Source organism: Micromonospora coxensis (assembly GCF_900090295.1).
Lineage (GTDB): Bacteria > Actinomycetota > Actinomycetes > Mycobacteriales > Micromonosporaceae > Micromonospora > Micromonospora coxensis.
In genome coordinates this window covers 3,571,828-3,585,159 of sequence record NZ_LT607753.1, presented here as the reverse complement: position 1 = coordinate 3,585,159, position 13,332 = coordinate 3,571,828, and the positions used below count along the sequence as shown (strand labels likewise).

11 protein-coding genes are annotated in these 13,332 nt (G+C 74.5%); 4 read left to right on the top strand and 7 right to left on the bottom strand.

Features of this window, described 5'->3' with window-relative positions; translation table 11 throughout:
• The first annotated feature begins 376 nt into the window (after nt 1–376).
• Nucleotides 377–661: a hypothetical protein gene (locus GA0070614_RS16220; RefSeq protein ID WP_088976751.1), complete on the top strand. Its 285-nt coding sequence runs from the start codon at nt 377–379 to the stop codon at nt 659–661.
• A gap of 102 nt (nt 662–763) precedes the next feature.
• Nucleotides 764–1,243, top strand: coding sequence for a hypothetical protein (locus GA0070614_RS16215; protein ID WP_088976750.1), 480 nt, complete (start codon nt 764–766; stop codon nt 1,241–1,243).
• A 52-nt stretch (nt 1,244–1,295) separates the two neighbouring features.
• Here GA0070614_RS16215 and GA0070614_RS16210 read toward each other — a convergent pair whose 3' ends face one another.
• Nucleotides 1,296–2,096: a PASTA domain-containing protein gene (locus GA0070614_RS16210; protein ID WP_088976749.1), complete on the bottom strand. Its 801-nt coding sequence runs from the start codon at nt 2,094–2,096 to the stop codon at nt 1,296–1,298.
• A 144-nt stretch (nt 2,097–2,240) separates the two neighbouring features.
• Nucleotides 2,241–2,903 (bottom strand): PASTA domain-containing protein, encoded by a 663-nt coding sequence (locus GA0070614_RS16205; protein ID WP_088976748.1) that lies wholly within the window; start codon nt 2,901–2,903, stop codon nt 2,241–2,243.
• Between the two features lie 115 nt (nt 2,904–3,018).
• Between GA0070614_RS16205 and GA0070614_RS16200 the strand changes: the two genes are divergently transcribed.
• On the top strand, nt 3,019–4,428 hold the full coding sequence (locus GA0070614_RS16200) for a hypothetical protein (RefSeq protein ID WP_231933301.1): 1,410 nt from the start codon (nt 3,019–3,021) through the stop codon (nt 4,426–4,428).
• Nucleotides 4,429–4,454: 26 nt separating this feature from the next.
• Here the strand turns inward: GA0070614_RS16200 and GA0070614_RS16195 are convergent, their stop codons facing one another.
• Together GA0070614_RS16195 and GA0070614_RS16190 are read right to left on the bottom strand one after the other, a co-directional pair.
• Nucleotides 4,455–5,933, bottom strand: coding sequence for a glutamate--cysteine ligase family protein (locus GA0070614_RS16195; protein WP_088976747.1), 1,479 nt, complete (start codon nt 5,931–5,933; stop codon nt 4,455–4,457).
• Nucleotides 5,934–6,174: 241 nt separating this feature from the next.
• Nucleotides 6,175–6,753, bottom strand: a complete 579-nt coding sequence (locus tag GA0070614_RS16190) for a YceI family protein (protein ID WP_088976746.1) — start codon at nt 6,751–6,753, stop codon at nt 6,175–6,177.
• Between the two features lie 99 nt (nt 6,754–6,852).
• On the opposite strand from GA0070614_RS16190, the gene GA0070614_RS16185 reads away from it, so the two are divergent.
• Complete coding sequence (locus tag GA0070614_RS16185) at nt 6,853–7,362, top strand: MarR family winged helix-turn-helix transcriptional regulator (protein ID WP_088976745.1); 510 nt, start codon at nt 6,853–6,855, stop codon at nt 7,360–7,362.
• A 268-nt stretch (nt 7,363–7,630) separates the two neighbouring features.
• Here the strand turns inward: GA0070614_RS16185 and GA0070614_RS16180 are convergent, their stop codons facing one another.
• The 3 genes from GA0070614_RS16180 to GA0070614_RS16170 form a co-directional block, all read right to left on the bottom strand.
• Nucleotides 7,631–10,336 (bottom strand): ATP-binding protein, encoded by a 2,706-nt coding sequence (locus tag GA0070614_RS16180; protein ID WP_088976744.1) that lies wholly within the window; start codon nt 10,334–10,336, stop codon nt 7,631–7,633.
• Between the two features lie 117 nt (nt 10,337–10,453).
• Nucleotides 10,454–11,608 (bottom strand): acyl-CoA dehydrogenase family protein, encoded by a 1,155-nt coding sequence (locus GA0070614_RS16175; RefSeq protein WP_088976743.1) that lies wholly within the window; start codon nt 11,606–11,608, stop codon nt 10,454–10,456.
• A 180-nt stretch (nt 11,609–11,788) separates the two neighbouring features.
• On the bottom strand, nt 11,789–13,321 hold the full coding sequence (locus GA0070614_RS16170; protein WP_088976742.1) for an acyl-CoA carboxylase subunit beta: 1,533 nt from the start codon (nt 13,319–13,321) through the stop codon (nt 11,789–11,791).
• Nucleotides 13,322–13,332 lie beyond the last annotated feature (11 nt).

Below are 13,332 nucleotides of genomic sequence, written 5' to 3'. Positions count from 1 at the left end.
GACGTGCAACTTGCATGTCGCACGACGCTGATGCAGTCTGTCCGTATGGCTCGGATCACTCACCGTCTCCGGATGCTTCCCCGCCGTGGCGAACCCACCGGCGGCCGGGCGACGGTCGGGCGTCCCGCGCCTGCTGCGACGACGAGACCTGCCCCGGGGTGAGGACCCCGCCGCTGCACGCCGGACGGCTGCGGCGGCGGGAGCGGTACCCGGGAGCAGCCGGGTGATGGTCGGGTGGCGGTCCGCCACCAGCGGGTACGGCCCGACCAGCACCGACGATCCACCGGTCCACGGGGCACGACCCGCCCACGGGATCGCACACTTCCCCCGATCACCTCCGGTCGGCACCGCCGGCCATATCTTCACAGGAGCCCATGTGCTTCCCCGCTCTGGTGACGTACTGCACGTGACTCGCGCGGCGAGTGTCCAGTTCCTCAGGCCCATCACGTTCCGGGTCATCCGGGTACTCGACTGGCCCACCTACGACGGTTGGCTCTGGCTCGACGGTTACGAGTTGAACGCATCGGGGGACGCGGTCAACCGGCGGTCGATCTTCGTCCAGCAGGCCGGCCTCCGGACGCTCCAGGCCGCTCCCGCGCCGCGCCCGCACACCGTACGGCCCCGGCGGCCGCTCAACCGGACGCCCGTTCCGGTGGGCTGAGCTGCGCCATTACCCGGTCGGAGGGCGTGCCGTCGCCATAGACTCGGTACGCCCACCCCGGCGAACGTCTCCACCCCGCGCGTCCCGGACCCTGAACCTGGGATGGCCATGCTTCCTATGCCCGCCGCGCGGCGGCACCACAGGTCCCGTACCGGTTACGCCTTCGGGCTGATGGCGCTGGTCGGCGCCGCCCTCACGCTCGTCGTGCTGGTGCGGTACCCGGCCGAGTCGGCGACCCGGCTGGCGGAGCCGGTGCCGGCTCCCGAGATCACCGTCGTCGAGGCCCCGTCCGGCGGCGGGAACACGGGCGACCCCGGTGATCCGGACGACTGGGGTCCGCCGGCCGACGCCGCGACGGAGCCGGACGCCGCGGGTGGCCCGGACGCCGGCACCGACTCGACGACCGGCACCGGCCCGGGTGCCGGCGGCGGCGAGGGGGCGCTCGCCGACGCACCGGCCGGCCGGTCGTCGACCGACCAGCGGCAGGCGCTCAGCCAGTCGCTCTTCTGGTCGGGACTGCTCGGGCTGGCGATCTCGCTGGCCGGGCTGGGCCTGGTGGGGACCAGACGCCGGATGTGGTGACCCGGGCCGGCCGCCCACCTCCCGGCCCGCCCCGCTGCCGCGGGCTCTCGACTCAGGGCGTCGGGCTCGGCTCCGGGCTCGGCTCGTCGGACCCGGTGGCCGAAGGGGAGGGTGACGGAGCCGTCGCCACCACCAGCGTCACCTCGTCCTCACCGGGGCGGACCGGCTCACCGGCTTCCGGGTCGGTCTCGATCACGGTGCCCGGTGCCTGCTCCTCGGACTCCCGGGTCTCCACCCGGTACGACAGGCCGATCCGGTCCAGGATCCGTTCCGCGGTCGCCCGGGACTGCCCCTCCAGGGGTGGCATCGGCACCCGGGCCGCTGCCGTGGTCGGTGGCGTGCTGGGCGGCTCGGTGCTGGGCGCGGTGCTCGTCGGGGCGGCCGTGGTCGCCGGAGCGCTGGTCGGCAGCGGAGGCGGGGTGGGGTCCTCGTCCCGCTCGTCCGCCGCCCGCAGGGCCAGCCAGATGCCCGCGCCGAGGGCGCCGAGCAGGAGCAGCGCCAGGATCCCGAGCAGGATCGGCATCCACCAGTGACCCGGGCGCTGTTCCTCGCCGTACCACTCGGCCGGTTCCCGGTGGTCGGCCGGACGCGGTGGCGGCACTCCCGCCCGCCCGGACCAGACGGCCGGGGCGGGCTCCGTCGAGGCCCCGCCGCCCGTGGGAGGCAGCGGCCGGGTCCGGTCGATCGGCTCCTGGGACGCGGTCGCGTCCAACGGCTCGTGCCGGGCCGTCGCGTCCAACGGCTCGTGCCGGGCGGTCGCGTCCGGCGGTGGTGGCGCGGCGGCGGCACGGTCCTCGGGCGGGGGCAGCGGGCGCGTCGCGTCGTCGGCGGGCTCCTGGCGGTCGTCGCTCATCGCACGTCCTCTCCCACCGGGCAGGCGTCGTGGCCCTCGCCCGTCCACGGTAACGGGCGCGGTCACCCGCCACCGGGATCAGCACCGCGACCCGCCCGTGCCGGGATCCGGGTCGGTGGGCTCCGCCGCAGCGAGAGACCCCGGTCAGCCCTGCTCCGCGCCGCAGGAGACGGCGACCTGGTCGTTCCACCGGGCGGTGGCGCCGGCCGCCGGGACCTGGGCGGTCACCGTGCCGGCCCGGCCGGTCGGGTAGCGCGGGTAGAGGCCCCGCTCACCGAGTTCCTCGGCGACGTCGGCGCAGTCGTCGTCGACCAGGTCCGGGACCTCGACCTGCGGGGCCGGTCCGGCGACGTACACCTGCACGGTGGTGCCCCGGGTGACCGGGGTGCCCGGAGCCGGATCGGTCCGCACCACGTCCCGTCCCGACCCGGTGCCGAAGACCAGCCGCCAACTCAGCTTCCGGTCCCGCAACTCGTCCCGGGCCTTCTCGAAGTCGGTGCCGACGAGCGCGGGAACCGTCAGGCCGGACGAGGTCCGCGACGGGGCCGGCGAGGTGGTCCGTGGGGCGGACGGCCGGGTGGTGGTGGGCGGCGCCGGGGCCGGCACGGTCGAACGTGACGGGGAGACGGTGACCGAGGAGGCGGCCGGTGGCGTGGTCCCGGACGACGTCGGATCGGCCAACAGCCACCCGACGGTCGCCCCGACCGAGGCCAGCAGGACGAACGCCAACGCGCCGCCGAGCACCAGGGACGCCCGGCCCGGTCGCCGGTTCTCCGCGCCGTCCGCAAGGGTGTGTCCGTCGCTCATCGCGCTCCCGCCTCGTCACCGGCGACCGTACCCGGTGCCGCCAACCCGTCACCGCACGTCGAACGGGCCCCGCCACGACTCGCCGGGCCGACCAGGGAACGCTACGCTGCCCCGCATGGCCAGACGGGGCTGGGGAGCATCGGTCGCCACTGCGGTCGGCGTGGCTGCCGGCGTGGGCGCGGCACAACTGGGCTTCGCCTACGGGCTGGGCATCATCGACTGGGCGCCGGCCGAGGCCGGGCGCACCGAGGCGGCGTGGTTCGCCAGCCTCGCGTGGGCGACCTGGATAGCGGCCGTCTCCGGCGTGCTGGGCGCCGTGGTCGCGCAGCGACTCGACGACCGGGGCGCCGACGCCGACGCGCCACCGGGCGGCACGCTGCGCCGGGTGGCGCTGGCGGTCGGCGGGGCGCTGGGCTCGGCGCTGACCGTGCTGCTGGTCGCCGTGCCGGCCCGGGCGGCCACCGTGCCGGACATCTTCGCTCCGCAGACCGTCGCCGCCGGGTACGCCGCCGCCGGGGTCCTGCTCGGGCTGCTGGCCGCCCTCTGGGCGCTCGCGTCCCGGGCCGCCGCGAGCAACGTGATCGCCACGGTCGGCTGGCTCTGGCTGCTCGCCGTGGTCTCGGTGGTGGACGGCGTGCTGGCCGGACGCGGCCTGGCCACCGCCCAGCTCGGCATCTGGCAGATCAGCGGCGACCGGCCCGGCTTCTGGCTGCGCGACTACGTGTACTGGCCGGGGGTCCTGCTCACCGCCGGCTCGGCGCTGGTGATCGGCGCGCTGGCCGCACGGCGTACCGCCCGGGTGGCGGAACGTCGCCTCGGCGCGGCCGTCTCCGGGGCGGCCGGACCGCTGCTGGTCGCGGTGGCCTACCTGCTCGCCGTACCCCGGCTCGCCTCGATCACCCCGGCGCAGGTGTCGGCCCAGCTCTTCGCCCCGTACGCGGTGGTGATCGGCGCGGCCGGCTCGGTGCTGGTGGCGGCGCTCGCCCAGCGCGCCGACCGACGCGCCGCCGCCGGGCCGCAGGTGACCGTGCCCCGGCAGCGCACCGGCGAACCCACGATCGTCGACGAGCCCGCCCCCGCCGACCCGGCCCTCGCGCTCACCGGCGCCCGGCGCGCCGGCCGTACGCCGAAGACGGCCACCACCACGGCGGGCCCGGCGGCGGACCCGATGCTCGCCGAGGCCGGGACGGAGTCCGGCCGGGCGACCAGGCCCGCCGATGCCACGACGACCGGCCCGGCCACCGGCGCCCGGTCGCGCGGCGTCTCGGCCCGGCGGGGCCGCACCGCCTCGCCCGACTCGACCGGCACCGACGCGACCAGCGCCGGCTCGACCGTAGCCGGCGCGACCGGAGCCACCGCCACCGGAGCGGGCTCGACCGGAGTCGACTCGACACCGGTGGAGTCGTCGACGGGCGACCTCTCCGTCGCCGAGCCGTCGACCGGCGGCACGTCCACCGGCGGACACTCGGACGACGCGGGCCCCGCCACCGGCCCGAAGCCCCGGCCCGGCCGCCGCACCCGCTGAGCCGGCGGCCGGGGTCGGGCGTCGGATCAGTCGACCGGCCAGGTGTGCACCGGCTCGTTGCTGCGCTGGAGCTGCGCGTAGCGGCCGGCCATGTGGTGCAGCGCGGCGTCCCGGTCCAGGCCGTGCCGCCGCTCGGCCGCCCAGACCGCCTCGGTCTGCCAGACCGCGCCGTTGCGGCCGGTACGGCAGCGTTGCTCGATGATGCCGAGCAGTCGGTCCCGCTCGGCCGGGGCGACGCCGAACCGGTCCAGGCCGGTCGCGGCCGTCGGCAGCAGGGTGTCCAGGACCAGCTTGGTCACCGGTACGTCGCCGAGGCGGGGCCAGTGCAGGACGGCGTCCATGCCCCGGCGCGCGGCGGCGTGGAAGTTCTCCTCGGCGGAGCTGAAGGTGAGCTGGCTCCAGATCGGCCGGTCCGCCTCGGCCAGCCCGCGGGCGAGCCCGAAGTAGAAGGCGGCGTTGGCCAGCATGTCGACCACGGTCGGGCCGGCGGGCAGCACCCGGTTCTCCACCCGGAGGTGGGGACGACCGTCCATGATGTCGTAGACCGGGCGGTTCCAGCGGTAGACGGTGCCGTTGTGCAGTCGCAGCTCGGCGAGCTGCGGTACGCCACCGGCGTGCAGCACCTCGACCGGGTCCTCGTCCTCGCAGATCGGCAGCAGCGGCGGGAAGTAGCGGACGTTCTCCTCGAACAGGTCGAAGATCGAGGTGATCCACCGCTCGCCGAACCACACCCGGGGTCGTACGCCCTGGGCCTTCAGCTCGTCCGGACGGGTGTCGGTGGCCTGCTGGAACAGCGCGATCCGGGTCTCCGCCCAGAGCTGCCGCCCGTACAGGAAGGGGGAGTTGGCGCCGACCGCGACCTGGACGCCCGCGATGGCCTGGGAGGCGTTCCAGTAGTCGGCGAAGCTGTCCGGCGCGACCTGGAGGTGGAACTGGAGGCTGGTGCAGGCGGCCTCCGGGGCGATCGAGTCGGTGTGGGTCTGGAGCCGCTCCACGCCCCGGATGTCGAGTTCGATGTCCTCGCCCCGGGCACCGACGATCTGGTCGTTGAGCACCCGGTAGCGCTCGTTGGTGGAGAGGTTGTCCGCCACCAGGTGCCGCTCGGTGAGGGTGGGCAGGATGCCGACCAGGACGATCCGCGCGTCGGACCTGGCCGCCCGCTCGTCGGCCCGGGTCAGGCTGCTGCGCAGGTCCTGCTCGTAGTCGGCGAAGCCGGCGCCCTCGATCAGCCGGGGCTTGGCGTTCAGCTCCAGGTTGAACTGGCCCAGCTCGGTCTGGAACAGCGGGTCGGCGATGGCGGCCAGGATCTCCTCGTTGCGCATCGCCGGCTCGGCCGCCGGGTCCATCAGGTTGAGTTCGATCTCCAGGCCGGTCATCGGTCGGTCCGCGTCGAAGCCGAAGTCGTCCAGCATCAACGCGAAGACGTCCAGGCAGCGCCGGACCTTCTGCCGGTAGCGGACCCGGTCCTCCCGGGAGAAGGCGCCCTGCTCGACGTCTCTACCCATGTGCCCTCCAGGCGCGAGGCGCGCGGAACGGTGTCGTTCCGTCGCGCGTTGTGAACAACCACGGTAAGAGCGACATCTCGCCAGGGCCAGAGCCATGGGTCGGCGGCGCTCCGGGCCTCTCTACCCATCTGCCCGCGTCGGCACCGGTACAGGTTGCCACCATCACGTGACGATTCGCACCCGGATGTGGCGAAGGCCCCCGCCCCGGGGAGGGGGCGGGGGCCTTTCGCGTCAAGGTGGTTCAGGCCTGGCGGACGGCCTCGCCCTCGATCTCGATCTTGACCTTCTTGCCGACCAGGACGCCGCCGGTCTCCAGGGCCACGTTCCAGGTCAGACCGAAGTCCTCCCGGTCGATCTCGGTGGTGGCGGTGAAGCCGAACACGTCCGTGCCGAACGGGGTACGGCCGACGCCCTCGAACTCGACCTCCAGCTCGACCTGGCGGGTGACGCCCTTGATGGTCAGGTCACCGAGCAGGACGAACTCGTTGCCGTCGCGGGACTTCACGGCGGTGCTCCGGTACTCCAGCGTCGGGAAGGTCTCGACGTCGAGGAACTCGGGGCTGCGCAGGTGGGCGTCCCGGTCCGCCTGCTTGGTGTCGATGCTGGCCGCCTGGATGGTGGCGGTGACCGAGGACTGCATCGGGTCCTCGGCGACGGTGATGGTGGCGGAGGCGTCGGCGAACTCGCCGCGCACCTTGCTGACCATCATGTGCCGCGCCACGAAGCCGACCCGCTTGTGCGCGACGTCCAGCAGGTAGGTGCCGGCGGTGGGGATGGTAAGGCCGTCCCAGTCGCGGGTAACCGACTCGGTGCTGGTCATGAAGCTGCCCTCCAGGAGAATGTTTAGTAGCCCAACGACTGACTGAGCAACTATAGCCATAGCAATATTCCCCGTGTCAACCACTGTTAGGATGACCAGGTGGAAAAGAACGTGTTCGACGACCCCCGGATCACCGCCGTCGGCCTGCTCGTCGAGGCGCACGCCGGGCTGTCGGCGCGGTTCGCCGCGCAGTACGAGGAGCACGGCCTCTCAGCCGTCGAGTTCGAGGTGCTGATGCGCCTCGCCCGCTCTCCCGGCAACCAACTGCGGATGACCGACCTCGCCGCCCAGACCTCCCTCTCCACCAGCGGCGTCACCCGGGTCGTCGACCGGATGGAGCGCGACGGACTGCTCTGCCGGCGCGCCTGCCCGTCCGACCGGCGCAGCTCGTACGCGGTGGTCACCCCGTCCGGGCTGCGCCGGCTGGACGAGACCCTCCCGGGCCACCTGCGGATCATCGAGCAGTGGTTCACCGGCCAGCTCGAACCGCAGGCCCTCTCGGCCATGCTCGACGGCCTGCGCCGGGTACGCGACGCCGTCCATCCGGGCGCGACCGCCGGCAGCACCGACACCGCCCCGGCCAACGAACCGCCCTCGCCCCTCGCCTGATCCCCTCGCTCGCCCCCCCGGCCCGCCCCCTCGCTCGCCCCGACCCCCTTCCTGCCCAGTCGCCGGAGCCACCGGCAGAACCACCGGCAGAACTACGGCAGCCGGTCAGGACAACCCCGGGAAGACGCGCAAAGCGGACGCCTCGGCTGGCTAACGTTCGACCCGCGCGGGGGAGCACCGGGGGGTGCAGGGCGCGAGCGATGCAGCGAGGGGTGTCAGGGGGCTTCTTCGCTCGCGCCTCCCCCGCCCTCCGGCCGAGGCCGCCGGCTCAGCTGCCCTCGTCGGCGTCGCGGAGCAGCGCCACCTCGTACGGCAGGAGCCGGATGCCGCTCTCCCGGCAGGCCCGGTCCAGCCGGTCCCGGACGGCCGGATCGCCGGTGCTCGCCGCCAGGCCCACCAGCGCCTCGACCACGTCCCGCCGGTCCTGACCACCGGCGCCGGCGTCCACCGCCACGCCGAACCACTCCGCCGCCAACTCCCGGTCACCCCGACGCAGCGCCACCGTCCCCTCGATGAGGGCGCAGATCCCCTCCTCCGGCCGGACCGCCCCGGACGGCCCGCCCACGGTCGGAGCGACCGACGACAGGCCGAACCCGGGCGGGGCGACCGACGGGCCGGCCCCGGACAGGGCGCCCGACGACAGGCCGGCCACAGCCGGCGACGCTGAGAGACCCGACGCCGCCGGACGCCCCGGGCGTCCCGGCCCGGGCAGCGCGTCGTCGGCCCGGTCCGCGTCCGCGCGCAGCTCGGCCAGGACCTCGGCGGCCTCGTCCGCCCGGCCGTCCCGGGCCAGCGCCAGCCCCACCGTGCCGAGCACCCGGCGGCGGTGCCCCGGATCGCCGAGCTCGGCCAGCGCCGCCGCCACCCGCCGGCCCAGCTCCACCGCCTCGGCGTACCGGCCCTGGTGGCGGGCCACCTCGGCGAGGTTGGCCCGGGCCAGCAGACGCAGCCGCCGCTCACCGCACTGTGCGGCCAGCCGGTCCACCCTGGCGAGCCGGCGTCGGGCGCCACCCAGGTCGCCGAGGCGGATCTCGTGCCAGGTGAGGTTGTTCTGGGCGACCGCCATGTCGCGTACCCGGCCGTGCCGGGTGGCCAGGGCGAGCACCGCCCGCGCCTGGTCACGCGCCTCGTCGTACCCGCCGGTGGCGATGAGCAGGGCGCAGAGCACGGTCCGCGCCTCCAGCTCACCGGTGACGTCGGCATGCGCGGTGAACGCATCGAGCGCCGCCCGGGCCGCCGGCAGTTCCTGCGCCCCGGCGCCGTGCTCGGCGGCGAGCCGGGCCACCCCGAGCAGCGCCCACGCCCGCAGCACCGGGTCGGCGTCGGCGGTACGCGGATCCGCCAGCAGCCGCCGCAGCCACTGCCTGCCGGTGACGTCCCGCCCGCGCAGCCGCCACCAGCGGGTCAGCGACGCCGCCAGCCGCAGCGCGGTGAGCGGATCGTCGGTGGCCGCGTGCGCCAGGGCGGCGCTGATGTCGCTGGTCACCTCGTCCAACTGGCGTACCGCGTGGGACAGCTCCGGGCCGACCAGCTCCGGCGCGGTACGCACCACCAGCCGGGTCACCACCACCGCGTGCCGGCGGCGGATCGCGGTCAGCTCGCCACGGCCGGCGGCCCGCTCACCGGCGAAGTCGCGTACCGCGTCGAGCAACCGGAACCGGAACGGCCCGGTGCCCCGGACGCTGAGCAGGCCCAACTCCACCAGCCGGTCCAACAGCGGCACGGGGTCGGTGACGGCTCCACCCCCGTCGGCGAGCAGTTCCTCGGCCAGTTCCACCGACCACCGGTTGGCGAAGACCGAGAGCCGGCGCAGCGCCGCGCGCTCGGGGCGGGCGAGCAGGCGGTAGCTGGTCGCCACGGCCTCCCGCAGGGTCACCGCCACGGCGGCCCGGACGGCGGAGCCGGCCGGCTCCCACCCGCGCCGGCCCAGGTCGGCGGTGGCCAGGTCGAGGACGCGGTCGCCGTACCGGTCGAGCAGTTCGCCGAGGTCCAGGATCCGGCCCCGGGCCGCCATCAGCTCGATGGCCAACGGCAGCCCGCCGAGGCGGCGCACGAGCGCGGCCAGCGCGGGCAGCTCCCGCCGATCGGGCGGCTCCCGCCGGACCCGGGCGAGCCGGGCCGTGAAGAGCGCCGCCGCCGGGTAGCGGGCCAGCTCGGCGGCGTCGACCACGTCCGGCGGGGGGACGTCCAGCGGGGCGACCGGCCGGACCAGTTCCCCCGGTACGCCCACCGGGTGCCGGCCGGTCACCAGCACCCGCAGGGTGGGCACCGCGTCGGTGAGCCGCCGCAGCGCCTCGGCGACCGGATCCGGCGCCCGTTCCACCGCGTCCACCAGGATCAGCGCCGGCCGGCCCCGCAGCCGTACCGCGAGGTCGGGCAGGCGGGACGCGCCGAGGACCGCACCGATCGCGGCGAGCACGTCGGCCGGGTCGGAGCCCTCGCCGACCAGCACCCCGGCCACCCCGCCCGGGTGCGCGTCGACGACCTCGTGCGCCACCGCCAGGGCCAGCGCGGTCTTGCCGACCCCGGCGAGCCCGACCAGGCTCACCACCGGCGGCCCCGCCTCGTCGGTGAGCAGCGCGGCGAGGTCGGCCCGGTCCTGCTCCCGGCCGATCAGCTCGACCGGGGGCGGCAGCGCGAACGGCGTACCCGGGGAGGTGGCCGGGGTGGCGGCGGTGAGCGCGGGGACCCCGCCCTCGGCGGCCCGGTCCGCGGTCCGGCCCCGGGCGGCGGAGAGGAAGGCGGCCCGGGGACCGTCGGCGAGGCCGAGCGCGTCGGCGAGCAGTTCGACGGTGCTGCGCTGCGGCCGGCTGGCCCGGCCGCGTTCCAGGTCACGGACCGTCCGCACGCCGATCCCGGCCCGCTGGGCCAGCTCGGCCTGGGTCAGGCCGGCGGCCGTCCGGTGCCCCCGCAACAGCTCCCCGAGGGGGGTACGACCACCCGGACCCAACTGGTGATCATGAGCCGGAGTCATGGGCAGGAAGGGTACGGAGGGGATACGACGGCCGACACCGGTACGTCGTATCGCCGACGCCCCGGAATACGACAGATCCCCGCCACCCGGTCGGGGCGGCGGGGATCGGTCGACGCCTCAGACGCCCAGGTCGCGGGCGATGATCATCCGCTGCACCTCGGAGGTGCCCTCGCCGATCTCCAGGATCTTGGAGTCCCGCCAGAAGCGCGCCACCGGGTACTCGTTCATGAAGCCGTAGCCGCCGTGGATCTGGGTGGCCTCGCGGGCGTTGTCGACGGCCACGGTGCTGGCGTGCAGCTTGGCGATCGCGGCCTGCCGCTTGAACGGCTCGCCGGCCAGCATCCGGGCGGCGGCGTCGTAGTACGCGAGCCGGGCGGTGTGCGCCTTCATCTCCATGTCGGCGATCTTGAACTGGATCGCCTGGTAGTTGCCGATCGGCTGGCCGAACGCGTGGCGCTCCTTCGCGTACTTGATCGACTCGTCGACGCAGCCCTGGGCCAGGCCGACGGCGAGCGCGGCGATGGCGATCCGGCCCTCGTCGAGGATGCGCAGGAACTGGGCGAAGCCCCGGCCCCGCTCGCCGAGCAGGTTGGCCGCCGGCACCCGGCAGTCGTCGAAGGTCAGCTCGTGGGTGTCCGAGGCGGTCCAGCCGACCTTGGAGTAGCCCGGCGCGACGGTGAAGCCCGGCGTCCCCGACGGCACGATGATGGTGGACAGCTCCTTGGCGCCGTCCGGCCGGGTGCCGGTGACCGCGGTGACGGTGACCAGCGCGGTGATGTCGGTGCCCGAGTTGGTGATGAACGCCTTCGACCCGTTGATCACCCACTCGTTCGTCGCCTCGTCCAGCACCGCCCGGGTCTGGGTGCCACCGGCGTCGGAGCCGGTGCCCGGCTCGGTCAGCCCGAAGGCCGCCAGGGCCTCGCCGCTGAGCAGCTTCGGCAGCCACTGCGCCTGCTGCTCCGGAGTGCCGAACCGGTAGATCGGCATGGCGCCGAGCGAGACCGCCGCCTCCAGGGTGATCGCCACGCTGGAGTCGACCCGGGCCAGCTCCTCCAGGGCCAGGCAGAGCGCGAAGTAGTCGCCGCCCATGCCGCCGTGCTCCTCGCCGAAGGGCAGGCCGAACAGGCCCATCTTGCCCATCTGCCGGATGATCTCGTACGGGAAGGTGTGCTTCTCGTAGTGCTCCCCGATCACCGGCGCGATCACCTCGCGGGCGAACTCCCGCACGCTGGACCGCAGCGCCTCTTGTTCCTCGCTGAGCCGGAAGTCCATCTCATCCTCCTGTGTGGACGGGCCGCCGGGCGCTCGTGACGCCGGGACGGGTCGTGCTGGCCGGTGCGGTCCGGGCCTTGCCGATCGGGTGTTGCGTGTCGGGTGTTGCGGAACGAACGGCGGTCTGCGCGGTCAGGGCGACCGGCGGCGCCGGCACGGTGGCCGGGCCGCCGGTGCGGGTCAGACCGGGGTGACGCCGTGCCGACGCCGGGAGAAGTGCCGCTCCTTCGTACGAGCGGCGGCGAACCGGCGGACCAGCTCGGCGCGCAACTCGTGCGGCTCGACGATCGCGTCGACCACCAGCTCGCTGGCGAGCCGGACGATGTCGATGTCCCGCTCGTACTCCTCGCGCTTCGCGGCGACGAAGGCGGCCCGCTCGGCCTCGTCGGAGATCGCGGCGATCTTGTTGGCGTAGACGGCGTTGACCGCGGCCTCCGCGCCCATCACCGCGATCTTGGCGGTGGGCAGCGCGATCGTGGCGTCCGGCTCGAACCCGGGGCCGGCCATCGCGTAGAGGCCCGCGCCGTACGCCTTGCGGACCACCACGCAGATCTTCGGTACGGTCGCCTCGGAGATCGCGGTGATCATCTTGGCGCCGTGCCGGATGATGCCCTGCTTCTCCACCGCGCTGCCGACCATGAACCCGGGCACGTCGCTCAGGAACAGCAGCGGCACGTTGAACGCGTCGCAGAGCTGCACGAACCGGGTCGCCTTGTCGGCCGAGTCGACGAAGAGCACCCCGCCCTTGAACATCGAGTTGTTGCCGACCACGCCGACGACCTCGCCGTTGAGCCGGCCGAAGCCGATGGTCAGCTCCTTGGCCCAGAGCGCCTGGATCTCGAAGAAGCTGCCGTCGTCGAGCAGGCCCTTGACGTACCGGCGCATGTCGAACGCCTGCCGCTCGCTGGCCGGCACCAGCGCGGCCAGGTCGACCTTCTCCGACGCCGGCGCCGGCTCGACGGCCGGCGGCTGCTGCGTCCAGTTCGCCGGCAGGTACGACAGGTACCGCTTCACCACGTCGAGCGCGTCGGCCTCGGTCTTGCAGAGGAAGTGCCCCACGCCGGACTCGGCGCAGTGCACCTTGGCCCCGCCCATCGCCTCCAGCGTGGTCTTCTCACCGGTCACCATCTCGACCATGCGGTCCGAGCCGAGGTACATGCTGGCGTTGCCGTCCACCATGGCCACCACGTCGCAGAACGCCGGGATGTACGCCCCGCCCGCCGCGCTCGGCCCGAAGAGCGCGCAGACCTGCGGGATCGAGCCGGAGGCGCGGACCTGGTTCCAGAAGATCTTCCCGGCGCCCCGCCGGCCCGGGAACAGCTCGACCTGGTCGGTGATCCGGGCGCCGGCCGAGTCGACCAGGTAGACCATCGGCACGCCGGTCGCGTACGCCCGCTCGATGATCCGGATGATCTTCTCGACGGTACGCGCGCCCCAACTGCCGGCCTTGACCGTCGAGTCGTTCGCCATCAGGCAGACCTGCCGGCCGTCGATGGTGGCGGTGCCGGTGACCACCCCGTCGGCGGGCAGCCCCTCGGCCAGCGCGTTGGCGTAGAGGCCGTCCTCGACGAACGATCCCTCGTCCACCAGGAGCGCGACCCGCTCCCGGGCGAAGAGCTTGCCCTTGGCGGCGTTCGCCGCGTGGTACTTGTCCGCACCGCCGGCCCGGGCGCGCTTGCGCAGCTGCTCCAGTGCCTCACCGTCGAGCGTCACGCCGACTCCCT

Excerpts from the sequence above, each read along its gene's own strand:
- GA0070614_RS16190 (WP_088976746.1), bottom strand. The coding sequence starts at position 6,753 with ATGACCAGCACCGAGTCGGTTACCCGCGACTGGGACGGCCTTACCATC.
- GA0070614_RS16210 (WP_088976749.1), bottom strand. The coding sequence starts at position 2,096 with ATGAGCGACGACCGCCAGGAGCCCGCCGACGACGCGACGCGCCCGCTG.
- GA0070614_RS16215 (WP_088976750.1), top strand. The coding sequence starts at position 764 with ATGGCCATGCTTCCTATGCCCGCCGCGCGGCGGCACCACAGGTCCCGT.
- GA0070614_RS16205 (WP_088976748.1), bottom strand. The coding sequence starts at position 2,903 with ATGAGCGACGGACACACCCTTGCGGACGGCGCGGAGAACCGGCGACCG.
- GA0070614_RS16200 (WP_231933301.1), top strand. The coding sequence starts at position 3,019 with ATGGCCAGACGGGGCTGGGGAGCATCGGTCGCCACTGCGGTCGGCGTG.
- GA0070614_RS16195 (WP_088976747.1), bottom strand. The coding sequence starts at position 5,933 with ATGGGTAGAGACGTCGAGCAGGGCGCCTTCTCCCGGGAGGACCGGGTC.
- GA0070614_RS16175 (WP_088976743.1), bottom strand. The coding sequence starts at position 11,608 with ATGGACTTCCGGCTCAGCGAGGAACAAGAGGCGCTGCGGTCCAGCGTG.
- GA0070614_RS16180 (WP_088976744.1), bottom strand. The coding sequence starts at position 10,336 with ATGACTCCGGCTCATGATCACCAGTTGGGTCCGGGTGGTCGTACCCCC.